This is a genomic window from Pseudomonas sp. Pme6b (assembly GCF_058129925.1).
Map to the genome: position 1 here is coordinate 4,609,769 of NZ_CM176704.1, position 21,258 is coordinate 4,631,026.

Genomic DNA, 21,258 nt, shown 5'->3' on the forward strand with positions numbered 1-21,258 from the left:
AACACTATGGCGTGCCTTGACGCCAATCACATCAACGCGCTTTGGGCGTTGCAACCTTGTCCCGCAGGTAGACAGGTTGGGCGTCGTCGGCTGGCAGCGCTTCACCACGCGTCCAGGCGAAGGACGCCAGCGTCAACAAGTCCTGCGCATGGGGCAGCATGCCTGCGTCATGCCCGGCAAGACTCACCGGAATGCGCTCGGCATAGCCCCAGCCGGTACCGGCACCAAACCATTGTCCACTGGCGTGCGCAGGTAGCGTTGCCAATTCGGGTGCCATGACCGCCTCGTTGCCGAGCAGACGCATCTCCCCGGCTGTCTCGTGATAGCAACCCCAGTACACCTCATCCATGCGCGCATCAATGGCCGATGCCACCTGAGACACGCCATGCTCACGAAAGGCACGCTGGGCCAGCACGGCAAGATTGGAAACAGGCAATACCGGGCGCTCCAGCGCAAATGCCAGACCTTGCACGACGCCAATGGCAATGCGCACGCCGGTGAAAGCGCCAGGGCCGCGCCCGAACGCGATGGCATCCAGCGCCGACATCGCGATACCCGCCTCGGCCAGCAGGTCCTTGATCATCGGCAGCAGCCGCTGGGCATGCAGGCGCGGGATCACCTCGTAGTGGCTCAGCACTTTGCCGTCGTGCAGCAAAGCGACCGAGCAGGCTTCAGTGGCGGTGTCCAGGGCCAGCAAGGTGGTCATCGGTGTTTCCGTCATGGTCAGGGTGAAAAAGTGCAGCAGTATAAATGACAAATGGCCCGCAAGCGGGCCATTTATTGTTCAGACTGAAAGTCTTACTTCAGGGCTTCCAGTACTTTTGCAGTGATCTCTTCAACCGAGCCGACGCCAGGAATATGGCTGCACTTGGGCTTGCCATCCTTCGCTTCCAGCTTGCTGTAGAACTCGACCAGCGGCTTGGTCTGGGCATGGTAGACCGACAGGCGATGGCGCACGGTCTCTTCGACGTCGTCCTTGCGCTGCAGCAGCGGTTCGCCAGTCACATCATCGATACCCTCGACTTTCGGCGGGTTGAAGATGGTGTGATAGATGCGACCAGAGCCTTCGTGAACCCGGCGGCCCGACATGCGCTTGACGATTTCTTCGTCATCAACGGCGATTTCCAGCACGTGGTCGATTTCCAGACCTGCTTTCAACAGGGCTTCGGCCTGAGGAATGGTGCGCGGGAAGCCGTCGAACAGAACGCCGTTCGCACAATCCGGCTGGGCCAGACGATCCTTGATCAGACCAATGATCAGGTCATCGGAAACCAGACCACCCGAGTCCATGACGCTCTTGGCCTTCAGGCCAAGCTCGGTTTCAGCCTTGACTGCAGCGCGCAGCATGTCGCCTGTCGAAACCTGCGGGATGCCGAACTTTTCAGTGATGAATTTTGCCTGAGTACCTTTACCGGCCCCGGGAGCTCCTAGCAGAATCACGCGCATCGTCATGCTCCTCAAAATTTTTATAGTGAAATCAACGGATTCGCCTCGGGGGCCAATCTAAAAATAATCAGGCCAACAGGCCGAAAGGCTGATCAAGATACACAGCCGACCGAGGCCGCACAAGCCGCCAAAAGTCGCATTAACCGCGTGCGCACCGGCTTGCGCGCCCCGATTGTCGAGCGGCGTGATCTGTATCAACGTTTCCGGCAGGCCAACCTGCAAACCCGGTCTTGCCAATGCCGGGCCAAAACGGCCCGGCAATTAAAGTAACGCGCGTGCTCAACCAGTGTTACGCAGACCAGCAGCGATCCCGGCTACAGACACCAGCAGCGCCAGTTCCAGAGGGCTGTCCAGACTGGCTTCGCGACTGCGGGAGCGGGACAGCAGCTCGGCCTGGAGCAAATGCAACGGGTCGAGATAGGTGTTGCGCAGACTGATGAATTCCAGCGTTTCAGGGCTGTGTGCCAGGAGTTGCTTCTGCCCGGTCAGCCCCAGAACCACATTGCACGCCTGCGACAATAGGTCGCGTAAATGTGCGCCCAAATGTTGCAGCTCAGCACTGACCAGACGTTCGTCATAGAGTCGGGCAATGTCCGAATCAGCTTTGGCAAGGACCATTTCCAGCATGTCGATGCGGGTTCTGAAAAACGGCCACTGTTCGCGCATTTGCGCCAGCACCGTACCCTCACCACGCTCCAGAGCCTTGCTCAGCGCGGCTTCCCAACCCAACCAGGCGGGCAGCATCAAACGCGTCTGCGTCCAGGCGAAGATCCACGGAATGGCGCGCAGGCTTTCCACGCCACCTTCGCGGCGCTTGGCCGGGCGACTGCCGAGTGGCAGGCGCCCCAGTTCCTGCTCGGGCGTTGCCTGACGGAAATACTCGACGAACTCAGGGTTCTCGCGCACTACCGCGCGATAGGCGCTGACCCCGTCAGCGGCCATTTGGTCCATCATCGTCCGCCAAGACGGTTGCGGAGGTGGTGGCGGCAGCAGGGTCGCTTCCAGCACCGCTGCCAGATAGAGATTGAGGTTCTGTTCGGCGATGTCCGGCAGGCCGAATTTGAAACGAATCATTTCCCCTTGCTCGGTGGTCCGGAAGCGCCCGGCTACCGAACCTGGCGGCTGCGACAGAATCGCCGCATGCGCGGGGCCGCCACCACGACCAACCGTACCGCCGCGACCATGAAACAGCAGCAGTTCGACCTGCTGTTCGCGACAGATCTCCACCAGCTTTTCCTGCGCGCGGTACTGGGCCCAGGCCGCCGCCGTAGTGCCCGCGTCCTTGGCCGAGTCGGAATAACCGATCATGACTTCCTGCGGGCCGTGCAGACGCGAACGATAGCCAGGCAAGCCGAGCAGCGTCTCGATCACCGGCCCGGCGTTGTCGAGGTCAGCTAGGGTCTCGAACAACGGCACCACACGCATCGGCCGTTGCAGCCCGGATTCCTTGAGCAGCAACTGCACGGCCAGCACGTCGGATGCCGAACCTGCCATCGAAATGACGTAAGAGCCCAGCGACGCTGCCGGAGCTGCTGCCACTACCCTGCAGGTTGCCAGCACTTCTGCGGTGTCGGCTGCCGGTTTGAAGTAGCTTGGCAGCAACGGCCTGCGGTTGTTCAGTTCGCGCAACAGAAAGTCGATGCGGGTCTGCTCGTCCCACTCTTCGTAGCGACCCAACCCCAGATAATCGGTAATTTCAGTCATCGCCGCACAGTGGCGACTGGAGTCCTGGCGGACATCCAGACGCACCAGAAACAGGCCGAACGTGACGGCACGGCGCAGGCAATCCAGAAGCGGCCCGTCGGCAATCACGCCCATGCCGCACTCATGCAGCGACTGGAAGCACAGCAGCAGCGGGTCCAGCAGCTCGCGGTTGTCTCGCAGCACCGCTTCAGGCGCAGGCAAGGTCTCGCTCAATGAGGCGTTGGCCCAATTGCGCGTCGCGCGCAGGCGCTCACGCAGACGCTTGAGTTCTGCCCGATAAGGCTCGGCACTGTCACCGACGCTGGCCCGCAAGGCGTCGCTGGCCTGTTGCATCGACAGCTCTGCGGCCAGGTTATCCACATCACGCAGATACAGGTCAGCCGCCATCCAGCGCGCCAGCAACAACACTTCACGGGTAACTTTGGCCGTGACGTTCGGGTTGCCGTCACGGTCTCCGCCCATCCACGAGGCAAAGCGGATCGGCGCGGCTTCCAGCGGCAAATGCAAGCCGGTCGCTGCGTGCAGTGCATGGTCAGCCTTGCGCAGGTAGTTCGGAATTGCGTGCCAGAGGGAGTGCTCGATAACCGCAAAACCCCATTTGGCCTCATCAACCGGCGTGGGACGGATACGCCGTATCTCTTCGGTATGCCAGGCCTCGGCGATCAGACGCTGCAAGCGCGAGGTAATCTGTGCGCGCTCGGTGCTGTTGAGGTCGCGATGATCGAGCGCGGCCAACTGCGCAGCGATGGCGTCGTATTTCTGAATGAGCGTACGGCGCGCAACTTCGGTGGGGTGAGCCGTCAACACCAGCTCGATTTCCAGCTTGCTCAGTTGGCGCGCCAAGGCATCAGGCGTGTGACCTTCCGTTTTCAGGCGGTCAAGCAGCTCGGGCAACACCCGCGACTCAAAGGGCAGAGGCTGGGTATCGTCACGGCGATGCATGAGCTGATACTGCTCGGCAATATTGGCCAGGTTGAGAAACTGGTTGAACGCACGGGCCACAGGCAGGAGTTCGTCATCACCCAACCCGTCGACACTGGCGCTGAGTTGCTCGGCACCTTCTGCAGAACCGCGCCTGCCCGCCTTGGCGCCTTTGCGAATACGTTCGATCTTGTCGAGGAATTCAGCGCCTCGCTGCTCACGAATCGTGTTACCCAACAGCTCACCCAGCAGGTGAACGTCTTCGCGCAGACGCGCATCGATATCGGCCATCGTTCCTCTCCCGTTTTTTGTCTGGGCTCAGTTGCGTACCCGCAAAACAGCGCGGGCGTACGTGAATTCGAATCCGCATTGCCAACAGTGCACCAAAAGCCTGCAATTGGACAAATGGTTCAACAAAAAGCCGCGCCTCAACGCCTGATTAATCCTGCAGCGACGTCCGCTCACATGCCGATCGACATGCTGACCGCTTCCTGAAGCCCCCTGAAAATTCCTGACCACACAGTAGATATTTATCTGAACTATTCAAAAACAGCGCAGGTCGGAGCCTTTAACCATTACAGGAAAGCCCGAAAGGCAGCAGGCGGTTGTACGACCTCATGCCCGGACTTGATGCAACAACTGTCATGGATAACCACGTTCGGAGTCAGACAATGGAGTTGATCACCATGAACACCTTAACTGCCAAAACCAAGTTCAAAGGCCTGCGCGGTCTCAAGCTGGCTGCGCTGGCGCTCGGTAGCACCTTTATCCTCGCCGGTTGCGCAGGTAACCCGCCATCCGAGCAATATGCAGTTTCGCAATCGGCCGTCAACAGCGCTGTCAGCGCCGGCGGTACCGAATTCGCAGCGGTGGAAATGAAGTCGGCTCAGGACAAGCTCAAAGAAGCTGATCTGGCCATGCAGGATCACAAGTACGACGAAGCTCGCCGCCTGGCTGAACAAGCCGAGTGGGACGCTCGTGTAGCAGAACGCAAATCTCAGGCCGCCAAAGCTGCCAAGGCTGTGCAGGATGCTCGTCAGGGCGTCAACGAACTCCGTGAAGAAGGCCTGCGTCAGGTGCAGTGATTGCCCTGAACCCTTTCTGTTTTCATGAATTCGTAACTGATTAAAGGACGACCCTATTATGCGTAAACAATTGATGATCCCTGCTCTGCTGGCCATGAGTGTTGCCCTGGCAGCCTGTGCAACCAAGCCTAACCCTAATCTGGAACAGGCCCGCAGCAACTTCACCGCGCTGCAGACCAACCCGGAAGCTACCAAAGTCGCGGCGCTTGAAACCAAAGACGCCAGCGAATGGCTGGCCAAGGCAGAACAGGCTTTCCGTAACGATGATGACGTCAAGAAAGTTGACCAACTGTCTTATCTGACCAACCAGCGCGTAGAGCTGGCCAAGCAGACCATCGCCCTGCGCACCTCCGAAGCTGCTCTGCAGAATGCTTCTGCCGACCGCGCCAAGGCACGCCTGGAAGCTCGTGATGCTCAGATCGCTGCGCTGAAGAACAGCCTGAACGCCAAGCAGACCGAACGCGGTACGCTGGTGACTTTCGGTGACGTGCTGTTCGACTACAACAAGGCCGATCTGAAGCCGACCGCTCAAGGCGACATCGGCAAGCTGGCTGCTTTCCTTCAGGAAAACCCTGATCGCAAAGTGATCGTTGAAGGCTACACCGACAGCACAGGTTCTGCTTCCTACAACCAGTCGCTTTCCGAGCGCCGCGCCAATTCGGTTCGCATGGCACTGGTACGTATGGGTGTAGATCCAGCACGCGTTGTGACCATGGGTTACGGCAAGGAATATCCGGTTGCTGACAACACCAGCAACTCGGGCCGTGCCATGAACCGTCGTGTGGAAGTCACCATCTCCAACGACAACCAGCCTGTTGCACCGCGCTCGTCGATGAAATAAGCGACTGAGCCGCTGCACTGAAGCCCCGCCTGCGCATACAGGCGGGGCTTTTTAATGCCGAAAATTTATCGCCTTGTTTATTGCTGTGGCGTCTGCTGGCCGATGCACCGCACCGCTTGCCTGTGGTCATCGATCAACACGCCCGACAAGCCCTTTCGCGATGTGTCGAACAGCACCAGCACGCCATCAACGCATTGCGCCACCTCGACAGCTGGCGTCGCGGCGATCTTGTAGTCCTCGCCTGGCACGGTCTTGAGCAGAGTGAATTCGCCGAGCAGCAATGCATCCTCAGGCTTTGCGAAGTGCAGGTAGCCGTAAAACCACAGACAGCCGACGGTGCCGATGACTGCACCGACAGCGCTGAGAATCATGCCGTTGACGTTACGGTCGCGGCTCATGGCGCTGGCGGTGTAGCAGGGGTCGGGTAGTCGGGCACTTGCGCAAGGCGACGCAAGCCATTGAAATGCATCGGGTCGTCCAGATAGCGCAGCATCACCTGACGCCAGAGAGGGTCTGCGAACGTCTGTACGTGCTCACCACGGGTCAATTGCAATACGCGCGGTGGAGGCGCGGCCTTGTACAGCTCGATACCGTTGGCGAGCGGCACCAGTGTGTCGTCCATGCTGTGAAAGATCAGCATCGGTGTGCCGGCCAATCGTGGCAGGCCGTTGACGGCACTGTCAGCCTCCGGGATCAGCCAGGACAAGGGCGTCTTCAACGGCCAGGTCAGCCACGACTTGCTCAGCGAGTTTCGCGCGACGCTGCGATAGCTGGCCGGCACGCTGTCCAACACCAACGCCTTGAGCCGCGAGCGCTCCTGCGGGTGTTCTGACAAGTAGTGCACCGCCAGCGCTCCACCAATGCTTTGCCCCAGAACCATAAGGGGTTTGCCTTGCACTTGCGGTGCAGTGTTCAACCAGTCGAAAGCGGCCTGAACATCCTGATAGACCGCCGGCAGGCTCGGTTCGCCCTGCGACTCGCCATAACCGCGGTAATCCACCATCAGCACCTGATAACCCTGCTCGGGCAACCACCAGACGCCGCCAAGGTGCCAGGACAGATTGCCGCCGTTGCCATGCAGATGCAGCACCGTACCCTTGACCGGCACACTCTCTTTCGCGGGCAGCCACCAGCCATGCAGGCGCGTACCATCGGCGGCGGTGAGGTTCACGTCCTGATACTGTAAACGAGCCTTGTCTGGTGTGAACGGAACACCTTGCTCGGGGTAGAACAGCATCGAACTGCAACCGGTAAGTGCGAGGAACAGGGTGAAGATTCCGAGCAGTTTCAAATGGGGTTTCCTTGCTGTTTTCATCGCCACATCACCGCCGTGCTGGCGCAGAGCAATGGCACGATAGTTACAAGATTATCGTTCCTCACGCTCCAGCGTGGGAATGCCGTTCTGGACGCTCTGCGTCCGATCCTGACTGTGCAGCGCGGCGCATTGGCACGATAGTCAGTTCGGCCTACAAAATATTCGAGTAGTCCGCTTCGATACGGTCCAGGCTCAGGTGGTTGAGGAAGTTGGAGAAGCACATCCAGGCCGATAGCGCGTTCATGTCACGGAACTGCTCAGGCAGGTATTTGGGTGCCACCACCAGCCCTTCATCTACCAGTTGGCGCAAGGTACGCATGTCTTCCAGCGTGGTCTTGCCGCAGAACAGCAGCGGCACCTGTTCAAGCTTGCCCTTGCGCACGGCCAGCTGAATGTAGTTGTAGACCATGATGAAGCCTTTCAGATAGGACAGGTCTTTAGTGAACGGCAAGCCGTTGGGCACCGAGCCGCGGAATACGCGACTGGCGTTGCCGTAGCTCTCCGACATGCCGAAGCCCTGCTCGCGGTAGAACTCGAACACCTGCAGAAAATCAGCGCCCTGCTCGGCCATGTGAATGGCACGAGTACGATTGGTCAGCTTGCGCAAACGGCTGGGGTAGGAGGCGAAGGCGATGACTTCCATGAGAATCGCCAGGCCTTCCTGAGTCACCGTCGATGAAGGCGGACCTTTGGACAGGAACGTACAGATCGGCTGGTTTTGCCCGTTCAACGTGGTGCCGACGTGTACCAGCCCTTCGTGAACCTCCAGCGCCCGTACATCACGCTCATTGAACATCGCGTCGGTGCGGATTTTGATGTAGTCGGCACCCGCGGCCGCGTCAGCGACGATACCGTCGGACTCGAAAACCCGGATGGTCTCCTCGGCCTCACCGAACACACGGTTCAAACGCGATTGCAGCAGCGAGACAGCGTCCTTGGCCGTGAGCGTTTTCGGCTCGTCCTTCAGGTCGCCGCGTCCGGCAATGTTGTTCAGGTAATCCGAGAGCATCAGGCCCAGATCGGCCAGCGTCGGGTCACCGGCGTGAAAGGCATCGGACGCAGCGCCATACAGCTCCTGCGAAATCAGGCCGAAGTCGGACGTACCGCGGGCCTCGAGCATACGCACCACCATGCGGTACTCACGGCACATGCGGCGCATGATCTGCCCGACCGGGTTGAACTGCCCGAGTTGACGCGTTACATCCCGCTCGATGTTCTGAAACTCTTGCTTCAAGGCGACCGAATCAAAGCCCAGCGGACGGTTTTCGTAATAGGCACGGTCCACGGCAGGAAGCGCCTTGCCCTTGGCGGCCAGAAAGTCCTTGCGAACTGTCTCATCCCATTTAACTGCATCCAGAATGCGGATCGGCGTCTGTGCAACGACGATCCGATCCGATAACGCACGAATAGTCTGTTGATACTCGTCCACCGGTACTCCTTGGCTGGCTGTTTCGCTACTGCTCGGCGGCATGAGAACACGCCACCGCTGGAAAATATCGAAATTGGCAGGGTCGTCAAGCCGTCTGAACCGCCGACCCAGAGCACGTCGAACGAAGTATAGTCACCCTCGAACCGGCTGCGGCGTTCCCAAAACCAGACGCATCTGCCGGGTCAGAATACAGAGCATTTCTTCGTCCGCCTGACGCTGTGGGCCATGCAGCAGGCCTTGATACTCAATGCGCCGGATTAGCCCCGTCAATACCTGAGCGTCCTGATACGGCTGCAACGAACCAATCACCTGAAAGAACTGACAACTGCCCTGCAGCAGAATTTCCTGATGGGCCATCACCAGCGGGGTCAGACGCGGGTTGATCAGCGCTTCGTGGTAGAACGCCTGTTCGGCAATCAGGTAGTCGCGCCGGGTCAGCAATTGATGCCGGATATGCTCCATCACCATACGCGCAATATCGTCAGCCAGCCGAAAACGGTCGGTCGGGCTGCCCGAACTGCGGCTCATCATCTCACGCAGAATACCTTCAGTGTTCTGCCAAAGCCGCGCCAGGTAATCGGCACTGCGCTGTACATACTGGGCAAAGGCATCGGTGAGCAGGTCATTGATGTCCTTGAAGTAATAGGTGGTTGCCGACAGCGGTACGCTGGCCTCAGCGGCCACTGCGCGATGACGTACAGCGCGCACGCCGTCGCGCACCACGATGCGCATGGCCGCATCGAGAATGACCTGTCTGCGTTGTTCACTGCCTTCGCGGGCCGCCTTGCGGCCTTGAAACTTGACACTTTTGGCCACCGCGCTCGCTACTCCGGCGGCCCCTTCTCTGGCAATCGTCACGACAGCTTCCTTTTTGAATCGTCCTGAAAAACACCTAAAAAAAAGCCGCCCATTGAAGGCGGCTGTTTTTTCATTGATTACGCTTGCGGGCGCATGTGCGGGAACAGAATGACGTCGCGGATCGATGGCGAGTCGGTGAGCAGCATCACCAACCGGTCGATACCGATCCCCTCGCCTGCCGTCGGCGGCATGCCGTACTCCAGCGCGCGGACGAAGTCGGCGTCGTAGTGCATGGCTTCGTCGTCACCGGCATCCTTGTCGGCTACCTGAGCCTGGAAACGTTCGGCCTGATCTTCGGCGTCGTTGAGCTCGGAATAGGCGTTGGCGATTTCACGGCCGCCGATGAACAACTCGAAACGGTCGGTTACGCTCGGGTTTTCGTCATTGCGACGCGCCAGCGGAGACACTTCGAACGGGTACTGAGTAATGAAGTGCGGCTGTTCCAGCTTGTGCTCGACCAGCTCTTCGAAAATCATCACCTGCAATTTGCCCAGGCCTTCGAAGCCGAACACCTTGGCACCGGCCTTTTTGGCAATGGCACGAGCCTTGTCGACGTCCTGCAGATCGGCAGCGGTCAGATCCGGGTTGTACTTGAGGATCGAGTCGAACACCGACAGGCGCACGAACGGTTCGCCGAAGTGGAACACCTTGTCGCCGTAAGGCACGTCGGTGGTGCCCAGAACCAGTTGAGCCAGTTCGCGGAACAGCTCCTCGGTCAGGTCCATGTTGTCTTCGTAATCGGCGTAGGCCTGGTAGAACTCGAGCATGGTGAACTCGGGGTTGTGCCGGGTCGAAACGCCCTCGTTACGGAAGTTGCGGTTGATCTCGAAGACTTTCTCGAAACCACCGACCACCAGACGCTTGAGGTACAACTCCGGCGCAATGCGCAGGAACATTTCCATGTCCAGCGCGTTGTGATGGGTTTCGAACGGCTTGGCTGCCGCACCGCCGGGAATGGTCTGCAGCATCGGCGTTTCGACTTCAAGGAAGTCGCGCTTCATCAGGAAGCTGCGAATGTGAGCGATAACCTGCGAGCGCACACGGAAGGTTTCGCGCACGTCTTCGTTGACGATCAGGTCGACGTAACGCTGGCGATAGCGCTGCTCGGTGTCGGTCAGGCCATTGTGCTTGTCGGGCAGCGGACGCAGCGACTTGGTCAGCAGGCGAACGGTGGTCATCTCGACGTACAGGTCGCCCTTGCCGGAGCGTGCCAGGGTGCCTTCGGCAGCAATGATGTCGCCCAGGTCCCAGGTTTTCACCTCGGCCAGGGTTTCTTCAGGCAGGGTCTTGCGGTTGACATAGACCTGGATACGCCCGGTCATGTCCTGGATCACCATGAAAGAGCCACGGTTGAGCATGATGCGACCGGCGACCTTGACCGGAATCGCTGCCTCTGCCAGTTCTTCCTTGGTCTTGTCGACGTACTGTTTCTGCAAGTCGTTGCAGTAGCTGTCGCGGCGGAAGTCGTTGGGGAAGGCCTGACCCTTGGCACGGCCTGCAGCAAGCTTTTCCTTGCGCAGGGCGATCAGGGTGTTTTCTTCCTGTTGCAGGGCTTGCGGGTCGAGTTGTTGGTCGCTCATGTCTTTAAATATTCCATCACAGGTTCGCCCTCGTCTTGCGACGAGGGACTTGAGGTGTCGGCTGACGGTTTACAGCCCTTGCTTGAGGCTCGCGATCAGGTATTCGTCGATATCGCCATCAAGCACCTTGTCGCAGTCGCTGCGTTCGATGTTGGTCCGCAGGTCCTTGATACGCGAGGCGTCCAGCACATAGGAACGAATCTGATGACCCCAACCGATATCGGACTTGGTGTCTTCGAGCGCCTGGGACGCTGCATTGCGCTTCTGCACTTCCTGCTCATACAAACGGGCCCGCAGCATTTTCATGGCGGTGTCCTTGTTCGCATGCTGGGAACGTTCGTTCTGGCAACTGACCACGGTGTTGGTCGGAACGTGGGTGATACGAACCGCCGAGTCTGTGGTGTTTACGTGCTGACCACCGGCCCCGGAGGAGCGGTAGGTATCGATGCGCAGGTCCGACGGGTTGATGTCGATTTCGATGTTGTCATCGATTTCCGGCGAAACGAACACGGCCGAGAACGAGGTGTGGCGACGGTTGCCGGAGTCGAACGGGCTCTTGCGCACCAGACGGTGAACGCCGATCTCGGTACGCAGCCAGCCAAAGGCGTATTCACCCTTGATGTGCACGGTAGCGCCCTTGATACCAGCGACTTCACCGGCAGACAGCTCCATGATGGTGGCGTCGAAACCGCGCTTGTCAGCCCAACGCAGGTACATGCGCAGCAGAATGTTGGCCCAGTCCTGCGCTTCGGTGCCGCCGGAACCGGCCTGGATATCCAGGTAGGCGTTGTTGGGGTCCATCTCGCCACTGAACATGCGACGGAATTCGAGCTTTTCCAGCGATTCGCGCAGGCGCTCGACTTCGGCGGCGACGTCATCGACGGCGGCCTGGTCTTCTTCGGCAGACATCAGCAACAGGTCTTTGGCATCGGCCAGACCCGAGGACATTTCGTCCAGGGTTTCTACGATCTGCGCCAGCAGGGAGCGCTCACGCCCCAGTTCCTGGGCGTAGGTCGGGTTGTTCCAGACGTTTGGATCTTCGAGCTCGCGGTTGACTTCGGTCAGACGATCATGTTTGTGATCGTAGTCAAAGATACCCCCGAATGGTTTCGGAGCGCTCGGACAAATCCTTGATGCTGTTTAGGATCGGGTTGATTTCCATGGTAGGCAGCACTCGCAGGCGAAATTTTCAAAGCCGACGAGTATACCCCAGGCAAGACCACGAAAGCAGCCCGTCGAGCAGGCGTTGTGAGGCCTATTTTACCGGCCACTGGCGGCGTCAGCCTGCCGCAACCTGATTGCGTCCGTTGTTCTTGGCCAGATAAAGCCCCTTGTCGGCATCCAGAATCAGCTGACGGCTGTGCATCCCGACCTGCGGCGTCACGGTAGCGACGCCAATACTTACGGTAAGGCTGGAACCCGGCGTTGGAGCGATATGCGGGATATTCATGCCTGACACGCTCTGGCGCAGTTTTTCAGCCAGCAGACGCGCCCCGCCCGGAGAGGTATTGGGCAGGACCATGGCAAACTCCTCGCCGCCGTAGCGCGCGGGCAAGTCGGACGGGCGACTGCAACTGTTGCGGATGGCTTTCGCCACCTGACGCAGGGCCTCGTCGCCCTCCAGGTGCCCGAAGTTGTCGTTGTAAGCCTTGAAGTAGTCGACATCGATCATCAGCAGCGACAACTGCGCCTGATCGCGAATGGCACGCCGCCACTCCAGCTCGAGGTACTCATCGAAATGGCGGCGATTGGACAGCCCCGTCAGGCCATCGGAGTTCATAAGGCGTTGCAGCACCAGGTTGGTGTCAAGCAACTGTTGCTGGCTGACCCGCAGGGCACGATAGGCTTCGTCACGCTGCAACAGTGTCATATAGGAGCGCGAGTGGTAGCGAATGCGCGCCACCAGTTCGATGTTGTCCGGCAGTTTGACCAGATAATCGTTGGCCCCGGCCGAGAACGCGGCGCTCTTGATCAGCGGGTCTTCCTTGGTGGACAACACGATGATCGGGATATCGCGGGTCAACGGGTTGCTGCGGTACTCGCGAACCAGCGTCAGACCGTCGAGGCCCGGCATGACCAGATCCTGAAGAATCACGGTCGGTTTAATCTGCACGGCCTGGGCAATTGCCTGATGCGGGTCGGCGCAAAAGTGGAAGTCGATCGATTCGTGGCCAGCCAGCCCACGCCGGACAGCCTCGCCAATCATGGCCTGATCATCAACCAGAAGCACCATGGCGGTGTTCTCATCCGGGGTCTTGATCTCATCCGTCTGCAGGTCATGCATAGTGTTTCTCCTGATCGCCGACCACAGGTGAATGCACCTGAGCAGTCATTGAGTAAATACCTCGACCAAGCGAGGGGCAATGGCGGGCAGCGGACGTATCTCAACAGCAGCATCAATGGCTGCAGCCGCTTTGGGCATGCCATACACAGCAGAACTTGCCTGATCCTGGGCGATGGTCAGAAAACCTCGCTCCCGCATTGCCTTGAGTCCCTGCGCACCATCGCGCCCCATGCCGGTCAGTAGAACGCCGACTGCCTCACCACTCCAATAACGGGTTACGCTCTCGAAAAACACATCGATCGAGGGCCTGTAGACTTCATTCACTGGCTCTGCGGTATACGCCAGCGTACCGTCCTTGAGCAAACGAATATGATGATTGGTTCCGGCCAGCAGCACCACCCCTGGCTGCGGCGTTTCGCCTTCCTTTGCCAACCGCACGGGCAGGCCGGAAGCGGAACTCAACCACTCCGCCATACCGGCCGCGAACACCTGATCAACATGCTGCACAAGGACGATCGCTGCCGGAAAGCTCACCGGAAGCCCCTTCAGGAGGATCTCCAGCGCCGCGGGGCCGCCCGCCGAGGAGCCGATGGCAACGAGCCTGTCGCGCCTCGCCGGCTCCGATCTCGGCGCAGCCACCACATGCTCGCGGCCGACACGCTGACCGATCAGCCAGTCGATATTGAGTATCTTGCGCAGCAGGGGTGCTGCCGCCTCTTTGGGGTTAGGACCGCCGATGGCAGGCGTATCCACCACATCCAGCGCACCATGCCCCATCGCTTCGAATACGCGACGCATGTTCTGCTCGCGGTCGACGGTCACGATGACAATAGCGCAGGGTGTTTCGGCCATGATCCGACGGGTGGCCTCTACGCCATCCATCACCGGCATGATCAGGTCCATCAGGATCAGGTCCGGGGTCTGCTCGACGCAGCGCTGCACGGCATCGGCACCATTGGACGCCACCCATATGATCTGGTGCGCGGGCTCGAAGGCCAGCGCGCGACGCAGGGCTTCGATGGCCATGGGCATGTCGTTGACGATGGCAATCTTCATCCTTGCGCGTCTCCTATCAATTCGACAACAGCGTCGAGCAAGGCATCATCGTGGAAACTGGCTTTGGCCAGGTAGTAATCCGCTCCGGCGTCCAGGCCGCGGCGTCGGTCTTCTTCACGATCCTTGTAGGAAACAACCATGACCGGCAATGACTGCAAACGGGTATCACGGCGCAGCAACGTCACCAGTTCTATACCGTCCATGCGCGGCATGTCGATGTCGGTGATGAGCAGATCGAAGTCCCCGGCACGCAGGGCATTCCAGCCGTCCATCCCGTCCACGGCAACCGATACTTCGTAACCGCGACCGACCAGCAGCTTGCGTTCCAGCTCGCGAACAGTCAAAGAGTCATCGACCACGAGAACCCGTTTACGCGATACATGGTCGACCTGACGGTTGCGCCGGTCAATACGCTCCAGGCGTCCGGTATTCAGGAGTTTTTCCACCGAGCGCAGCATGTCTTCTACATCAACGATCAACACCACCGAACCGTCATCGAGCAAGGCCCCCGCCGAAACGTCCTGAACCTTGCCCAGCCGCGCATCGAGCGGCATCACCACCAGCGTACGCTCACCGATGAAGCGTTCGACGGCTACGCCATAAACTGCATCACGCTCGCGAATAACCACAACCTTGAGCGCTTCGCCGGCATTCTGGGCGGGCGGCCGATTCAATAACTGACTGGCCGAGACCAGACCGACATGGCGCTCTTCATCCCAGAAGTGCTGACGCCCTTCCAGTTGCAAAATATCATCCGGCTGCAAGTCGCGCATGCGCTCGATATGGGCCAGAGGGAAGGCATAGGCTTCTCCGCCCACTTCCACCACCAGGCTACGCACTACTGAAAGCGTCAGCGGCATTTCAATCCTGAAACGACTGCCCTCGCCCGTCCACTGCTGCAGCTCGACACTGCCGTGCATCTGGCGAACCATATGCTGCACAGCATCAAGCCCGACACCACGACCGGAAATTTGCGTGACCTTGTCGCGCATGCTGAAACCCGGCAGAAACAGAAAACTCAGCAGTTCCTCCTCGCTCAACTGCGCGGCGGTTTCTGCTGGCGAAAGCTTGCGTTCAACAATGCTCTGGCGCAAACGCTCCAGGTCTACGCCGCCACCGTCGTCACTCAACTCAACGACCAGCAAACCAGCCTGATGCGATGCCTGCAGACGAATCAGACCTTCAGGGTCCTTGCCCGACGCCGCGCGTTTTTCGGGCGACTCGATGCCGTGGTCCACCGCGTTGCGCAACAGATGGGTCAGCGGCGCATCAAGCTTTTCCAGTACATCGCGGTCGACCTGGGTCTTCTCCCCTTCAATCTGCAGACGTACCTGTTTACCCAACTCACGCCCCAAATCGCGGACCATGCGCGCCTGACCGTTCAGCACATCGGCGAAGGGCCGCATGCGGCAGGCCAGTGCGGTGTCATACAGCAGCTGCGCGCGCTGCGCCGACTGCCAGCCAAACTCATCCAGCTCTGCGGTTTGCTGGACCAGCACCTGTTGCGCCTGGGACAGCAGGTTACGTGCATCTTCCAGGGCTTTTTGCACATCAGCCGGGGGGCCTTCTTCGCCAAAGCTCGCACCCAGCACTTCAAGCGCGCGGTCGCTGCTGCTTTGCAAGCGTTTGAGGCGCTGCATACCGGCCAACAGCGGCTTGAGTCGCTGGGTCTCGACCAGCGATTTGCTGGACATGTCCAATAGCCCGTTCAAACGCTCGGCAGTGACCCGCAAAACACGCTCGCCGCCCTCGGCCACTCGACGTTCACGCAAGGGGGTAAAAGGTGCTTCCGGTTCCGGAGCCGGAGCCGGAGCCGGCTTGGCGGCGGACCTGGATGGCGGACGCGGCTCTGCTGTCAGTGGATCAGGGACAGGGTTGATTACTGGCTCAGCCCCTTGGGCTGAAGACTCAAGCTGCTGCATCGCGCTGGCCAGCAATGCGTCCGAGGCCGGGTCAGGCAGCGGCGTATTGACCGTGCGCGCTGCGCCAGCACCGGAGGCCAGCAGCGCGTTGAGCCTTTCAACATAACTGTCGATATCGGGCTGACCGACGCTATTACCGCCTGGCGTAGCGATACGCATCAACAGGTCAGTGCCGGACAGCAGCGCATCAATGTGCTCGGCCTGCAGCAATAGACGGCCTTCTTGCGCGCTGACCAGACAGTCTTCCATCACATGCGCAACGCTCACACCGAAATCGACGCCGACAATGCGCGCCGCGCCCTTGAGCGAATGTGCCGCCCGCATGCAGGCTTCCAGCTGATCCGCCTGGGTCGGGTTACGCTCAAGCGCCAGCAGGCCCGCACTCAATACCTGGGTCTGCGCATCGGCTTCCAGCGTGAACAGTTCAAACAGTGAGGCGTCACGCATTTGATCTGGCGTCATGTAAGGCTCCGGTGCACCGCCGACAACAACTCTTCTTCGTCCAGCCAACGCAGGCTTCGGCCTTTCCATTGCAGAACGCCGCGAGTAAAACGGGCGTTGGCATGAGTACCGGACGCAGAAGCGGCTTCCAGCTCACGCTCGTCAATGGCGTGAATGCCGTCTACCTCGTCCACCGGTACCACGACCGGGCCGCCTTCAGCAGCAACGATCAACATGCGCGGAACCACCCGCGCCGACTGGTCACTCGCTGCATTGCTGTCCAGCCCTAGCAGCTCGACCAGCGATATGCACGCTACCAGAGCACCTCGTACGTTGGCGACACCCAGCATCGCACGCGAGCGCTGGTGCGGCAGCGAATGGATGGTCTGGCTGGGGGCGACCTCCGAGAGGCAGCGGGAAGCCAGCCCCAGCCACTCTTCGCCAAGACGAAATACCAGGATGGAGCGGGTCTGTATGTCGCGTAGCAATACAGAGCCCTGAAACTGCTCATGCGATTCCTGGGCCAGTGCGTAGCGGTCCAGCAGACGAGTGGCCGCCGCAGAATAAACCGCGCAGTTGCGACAGTGTATGTGCTCTTCAAGCAACGGGCAGGAACGATCACCGTGAATACCGATACGGTTCCAGCAGTCATCGATATCCAGGGCTTGGTCATGGGTAAGACTGGAAAAACCGGACACACCCGTCATCAATGGTTTCCTTGTTTATTCGCGCCACGTGCAGCACGGTCCTGCAAGCGCCGGGCCCCGGCACTGTCGCCCTGGGCGGCCAGCAACGCAGCCAGTTGGGCCAGCGATTCGGAGTGCTGCGGTTGCAGGTACAACGCCTTGCGATAGAAACCCTGAGCCTGCGCCACGCTGCCTTCTACTTCGCTGAGCAGGCCCAGCCAGTAAAACACCTGTGCAACCGGCTCATGCTGTTGCAGATAGCGCTCGCAGGCAGCCTGCGCCTCGGCACTTTTGCCTTCGTTGGCCAGGCCGGCAATCCTGTCGAGCAGCGCCGAAACCTCGCTATTGCCAGTGACAGCAACCGGCTTGACGATGGGCGCAAACGCTGCGGACGTTCGTGCGACAGGTCGTGGCGCAGGCGCTCTGGCAGGTGCATCGGGGGCCGGGCGCGGTGCAACCGGGGCGGTTACCGGAGCCGGGCTCCAAGCCGGAGCCGGAGCTGTCGGTTCGATTGGCGCATGCCGGAAGGCAAATGATTGCGCAATACCGATCGAGCGCATGCCAATACCTGCCAGCAGGTTGCCCTCCGCCGGCCCGATGAACAGCAGGCCGTCTTCCCGGGTCAGTTGCTTGAGGACCTTGAACACATGTTGCTGGGTCTGCCGATCAAAATAGATCACCAGATTGCGGCAGAAAACGATGTCATAGGCGACCTGCGAAGCCAGTTTCGGATCGAGCAGGTTGCCAGCCTGAAAACTCACACAGGCGCGCACACTGTCGGCGATTTCAAACCCGTCAGCGACCGGGTTGAAATACCGCTCGCGAAAACCGGTGTCGCTGCCCCGGAACGAGTTCTTGCCATAGATGCCGTGCTCGGCCTTGGCAATCGAAAAAGGGCTGATATCAATGGCATCGACCTTGAACTGCCTGGCATCGACTCCCGCATCGAATAACGCCATGGCAATCGAATAGGGTTCCTCGCCGGTCGAGCACGGCAGGCTGAGAATACGCAACGGGCGCACACCGGCAAGGCTCGCTATACGTTCACGGGCCAGCATGCCCAGTGTGACGAACGATTCCGGGTAGCGAAAAAACCAGGTTTCAGGAACGATCACCGCCTCGATCAGCGCCTGCTGTTCTTGAGGCGACGACACCAGAAGGTGCCAGTACGCATCACTGTCGGGGCAATGGGCGGCCGTCGCACGCTGACGCAAGGCACGCTCGATGATCGCCTCGCCGACCGAGGTCACATCCAGCCCGATACGCTCCTTGAGGAAGCTGAAGAAGCGTGAATCGTCGACCTTCATGGCGCGTCCTCAAGCAGTTCGAGGTCGATTGGCGGCACCGGGTACAACAACTCGCGAACCGGCTCGCTCAACAGTTCCTGAACGTGAATCCATTGCAGCAGCCCCTGCTCATCCTCCCGAACCGGCCCCAGGTAAGGTGACAGGCGATTGTCCAGCCCGTACGCCTTGAACTGTGACACCGGGCAACGCAGCGTTTCGGTGGCCTGCTCCAGAATCAGCCCGAGTAATTGCGCCGGGTGCGCGTCGTCGTGCCGATAATGCACCAGAACCATGCGGGTGCTGGTGCGCAAGCGCGCTGGCTGACCGGAGTTCAGTGCACTGATGTCAATCACCGGCACGATCTCGCCGCGATGGGCAAAGATCCCCGCCACCCAGTGCGGAGCCTGGGCAATTGCCTTGAGTTTCACGCGAGGCAGGATCTCGGCAATCTCTGTCGCGTCCAGTGCATAGCGGTCTTCGCCGATGCAAAACAGCAGAAAGAGTTTGCTGGTGGTCAGTGGCGTGCCGTTGCGCCTCGGCGATTGATCCGTCATTGGAGTGTTCAGACCTTGAATCGCGAAACGCCACCGCGCAGCCCGACCGCGACCTGACTCAACTCGTCGATGGCGAAACTGGCTTGACGCAGAGATTCGACAGTCTGGCTGCTGGCATCCGCCAGTTGCACCAGCGCCTGATTGATCTGTTCGGCACCGGTAGCCTGAGCCTGCATACCTTCATTGACCATCAGCACACGGGGCGCCAACGCCTGTACCTGCTGAATGATCTGCGACAACTGCTCGCCGACCTGAGTGACCTCGAACATGCCACGGCGCACTTCTTCGGAAAACTTGTCCATGCCCATAACGCCTGCGGAAACCGCCGACTGGATTTCCTGCACCATTTGTTCAATGTCATAGGTGGCGACAGCGGTCTGGTCGGCGAGGCGCCGCACTTCGGTGGCGACCACCGCGAAACCACGGCCGTACTCACCCGCCTTCTCGGCCTCGATGGCCGCGTTAAGCGACAGCAGGTTGGTCTGGTCGGCCACCTTGACGATGGTAACGACGACCTGATTGATGTTGCCGGCCTTCTCGTTGAGGATCGCCAGTTTGGCGTTGACCAGATTGGCAGCGCCCATCACCTGATGCATGGTGTCTTCCATGCGTGCCAGCCCCTGCTGGCCGGAACCGGCGAGAATCGACGCCTGGTCTGCTGCGGAGGTGACTTCGGTCATGGTTCGCACCAGGTCGCGCGAGGTGGCAGCAATTTCCCGCGAGGTCGCGCCGATCTCGGTGGTGGTTGCCGCGGTCTCGGTAGCGGTGGCCTGCTGCTGGCGGGAAGTCGCAGCGATTTCAGTGACAGAAGTCGTTACCTGCACCGAAGAACGCTGGGCCTGCGCAACCAGCGCAGTCAGCTCGGTCATCATGTCGTTGAAGCCGGTTTCGACCGCATTGAACTCGTCCTTGCGGGACAGGTTCAGGCGGGTGCTCAGATCTCCGGTACGCATGATGTCCAGAATCCGCACGATCAGTTGCATCGGTGCCATGATCGAACGCATCAGCAGCAGCCCGCAGGCCGCAGCCGCCAGCACTGCCACCAGCAGCGACAGGATCATGCTGATCTTGGCAGCCAGCACGGCGTTGACAATGTTGGCGGTGGCCTGATCAGCCAGCTGTTTATTGGCCACGATGAGATCATTGAGCTGCTTGCGGCCCGTGAGCCAGACCGGGTTCACTTCGCCATAGAATTCGGCGCGCGCGCCTGCGTAGTCGCCGCTATCGTACTTGCCGTGAACATCGGCGAGCATGCGCGAATAGGTTTCGCGGCGCTTTTCGAAAAGCGCGAAGCTGTCTCTGTCTGCATCATCGAAGATGGACTTCTTGTAGCCGTTCATCTGTGCCTGCAGGTTTTCGTCAAACCCCTGAAACTGGTCCTTTTCCTGCTTGGTCAGCGCACGCCCCTGCCCTTCGGCAATCAGCTCCAGGGTGCGGATGTAACTTTCGCCCCATGCGCTGCGCACCAGCGTGCTGTAGTAGACACCGGGTAACGCATCAAGACGGACATCTTCCTCGCTGGACTCGATGGACAACAGTCGTGAATAAGATACAACGACCATCAACAGCATGATTGCGATGATGACGGCGAAACTCGCCAGAATCCGTTGGCGCAAGGTCCAGTTCTTCACAGTCAGCCCTCAAGAGTTCAACGACGGCATCGGGCCGTGTTCAAGAAGCGGACCGACGAGCGGTCCAAGCGGCGTGAGTATAGCCCAGCCGTCAACCGGTACACGGGGAATGAAAAACCAAATCATGGCACCTGCTCATTAACCCGCTTTCCTGCCTTCTTGTCGGCACTTGCCACCACTACTTGAACACAACACGTCAGGAACCTGTGCAGCCGATAA

The 21,258-nt window shown here is 59.8% G+C and carries 18 protein-coding genes; 2 read left to right on the forward strand and 16 right to left on the reverse strand.

Annotated elements, in window-relative coordinates:
• Positions 1-31 precede the first annotated feature (31 nt).
• The 3 genes from tsaB to ppc form a co-directional block, all read right to left on the reverse strand.
• Positions 32-706: a tRNA (adenosine(37)-N6)-threonylcarbamoyltransferase complex dimerization subunit type 1 TsaB gene (tsaB, locus tag AC4ANE_RS20940; RefSeq protein WP_002554751.1), complete on the reverse strand. Its 675-nt coding sequence runs from the start codon at positions 704-706 to the stop codon at positions 32-34.
• A 92-nt stretch (positions 707-798) separates the two neighbouring features.
• On the reverse strand, positions 799-1,446 hold the full coding sequence (adk, locus tag AC4ANE_RS20945; RefSeq protein ID WP_002554752.1) for an adenylate kinase: 648 nt from the start codon (positions 1,444-1,446) through the stop codon (positions 799-801).
• 279 nt (positions 1,447-1,725) lie between these two features.
• Positions 1,726-4,362 carry a phosphoenolpyruvate carboxylase gene (gene ppc, locus AC4ANE_RS20950; protein WP_002554753.1) on the reverse strand — a complete coding sequence of 879 codons (2,637 nt, stop codon included), beginning with the start codon at positions 4,360-4,362 and terminating at the stop codon, positions 1,726-1,728.
• A gap of 380 nt (positions 4,363-4,742) precedes the next feature.
• On the opposite strand from ppc, the gene AC4ANE_RS20955 reads away from it, so the two are divergent.
• Both AC4ANE_RS20955 and lptF read left to right on the forward strand, forming a co-directional pair.
• A complete protein-coding gene (locus AC4ANE_RS20955) occupies positions 4,743-5,156 on the forward strand; it encodes a DUF4398 domain-containing protein (RefSeq protein ID WP_004657980.1) in 414 nt (137 codons plus the stop codon).
• Positions 5,157-5,214: 58 nt separating this feature from the next.
• Positions 5,215-5,997: a lipotoxin F family OmpA-related lipoprotein LptF gene (gene lptF / locus AC4ANE_RS20960; RefSeq protein WP_002554755.1), complete on the forward strand. Its 783-nt coding sequence runs from the start codon at positions 5,215-5,217 to the stop codon at positions 5,995-5,997.
• 77 nt (positions 5,998-6,074) lie between these two features.
• On the opposite strand, the gene AC4ANE_RS20965 is transcribed toward lptF, so the two are convergent.
• The 13 genes from AC4ANE_RS20965 to AC4ANE_RS21025 all read right to left on the reverse strand — a co-directional run bounded on the left by AC4ANE_RS20965 (position 6,075) and on the right by AC4ANE_RS21025 (position 21,039).
• Positions 6,075-6,395 carry a PA3694 family proteiin gene (locus tag AC4ANE_RS20965; RefSeq protein WP_002554756.1) on the reverse strand — a complete coding sequence of 107 codons (321 nt, stop codon included), beginning with the start codon at positions 6,393-6,395 and terminating at the stop codon, positions 6,075-6,077.
• Positions 6,392-7,288, reverse strand: a complete 897-nt coding sequence (locus AC4ANE_RS20970) for an alpha/beta hydrolase (RefSeq protein ID WP_002554757.1) — start codon at positions 7,286-7,288, stop codon at positions 6,392-6,394. Before AC4ANE_RS20970 ends, AC4ANE_RS20965 begins: the two co-directional genes overlap by 4 nt.
• 175 nt (positions 7,289-7,463) lie before the next feature.
• The gene (locus AC4ANE_RS20975; protein WP_170947351.1) at positions 7,464-8,783 is read right to left on the reverse strand and encodes a flavohemoglobin expression-modulating QEGLA motif protein; all 1,320 of its coding nucleotides are present in this window, start codon (positions 8,781-8,783) and stop codon (positions 7,464-7,466) included.
• Positions 8,784-8,873: 90 nt separating this feature from the next.
• The gene (locus tag AC4ANE_RS20980) at positions 8,874-9,599 is read right to left on the reverse strand and encodes a TetR/AcrR family transcriptional regulator (RefSeq protein ID WP_002554759.1); all 726 of its coding nucleotides are present in this window, start codon (positions 9,597-9,599) and stop codon (positions 8,874-8,876) included.
• A 77-nt stretch (positions 9,600-9,676) separates the two neighbouring features.
• Positions 9,677-11,179 carry a lysine--tRNA ligase gene (gene lysS / locus AC4ANE_RS20985; RefSeq protein WP_002554760.1) on the reverse strand — a complete coding sequence of 501 codons (1,503 nt, stop codon included), beginning with the start codon at positions 11,177-11,179 and terminating at the stop codon, positions 9,677-9,679.
• Between the two features lie 69 nt (positions 11,180-11,248).
• A protein-coding gene (prfB, locus tag AC4ANE_RS20990; RefSeq protein WP_122253179.1) for a peptide chain release factor 2 occupies positions 11,249-12,341 on the reverse strand; the annotation gives its coding sequence in 2 pieces (ribosomal slippage) (positions 11,249-12,268 and positions 12,270-12,341; 1,092 coding nt in all).
• Positions 12,342-12,458: 117 nt separating this feature from the next.
• Positions 12,459-13,463: a response regulator gene (locus AC4ANE_RS20995; protein ID WP_002554762.1), complete on the reverse strand. Its 1,005-nt coding sequence runs from the start codon at positions 13,461-13,463 to the stop codon at positions 12,459-12,461.
• Positions 13,464-13,508: 45 nt separating this feature from the next.
• The gene (locus tag AC4ANE_RS21000; protein ID WP_004666042.1) at positions 13,509-14,519 is read right to left on the reverse strand and encodes a chemotaxis response regulator protein-glutamate methylesterase; all 1,011 of its coding nucleotides are present in this window, start codon (positions 14,517-14,519) and stop codon (positions 13,509-13,511) included.
• On the reverse strand, positions 14,516-16,903 hold the full coding sequence (locus AC4ANE_RS21005) for a hybrid sensor histidine kinase/response regulator (RefSeq protein WP_002554764.1): 2,388 nt from the start codon (positions 16,901-16,903) through the stop codon (positions 14,516-14,518). The genes AC4ANE_RS21000 and AC4ANE_RS21005 overlap by 4 nt, the downstream gene beginning before the upstream one ends.
• Positions 16,900-17,589, reverse strand: coding sequence for a chemotaxis protein CheW (locus AC4ANE_RS21010; RefSeq protein WP_002554765.1), 690 nt, complete (start codon positions 17,587-17,589; stop codon positions 16,900-16,902). The genes AC4ANE_RS21005 and AC4ANE_RS21010 overlap by 4 nt, the downstream gene beginning before the upstream one ends.
• Positions 17,589-18,875 (reverse strand): CheR family methyltransferase, encoded by a 1,287-nt coding sequence (locus AC4ANE_RS21015; RefSeq protein WP_002554766.1) that lies wholly within the window; start codon positions 18,873-18,875, stop codon positions 17,589-17,591. The genes AC4ANE_RS21010 and AC4ANE_RS21015 overlap by 1 nt, the downstream gene beginning before the upstream one ends.
• A complete protein-coding gene (locus AC4ANE_RS21020; RefSeq protein ID WP_002554767.1) occupies positions 18,872-19,408 on the reverse strand; it encodes a chemotaxis protein CheW in 537 nt (178 codons plus the stop codon). The genes AC4ANE_RS21015 and AC4ANE_RS21020 overlap by 4 nt, the downstream gene beginning before the upstream one ends.
• Before the next feature lie 8 nt (positions 19,409-19,416).
• Positions 19,417-21,039: a methyl-accepting chemotaxis protein gene (locus tag AC4ANE_RS21025; protein ID WP_002554768.1), complete on the reverse strand. Its 1,623-nt coding sequence runs from the start codon at positions 21,037-21,039 to the stop codon at positions 19,417-19,419.
• Positions 21,040-21,258 lie beyond the last annotated feature (219 nt).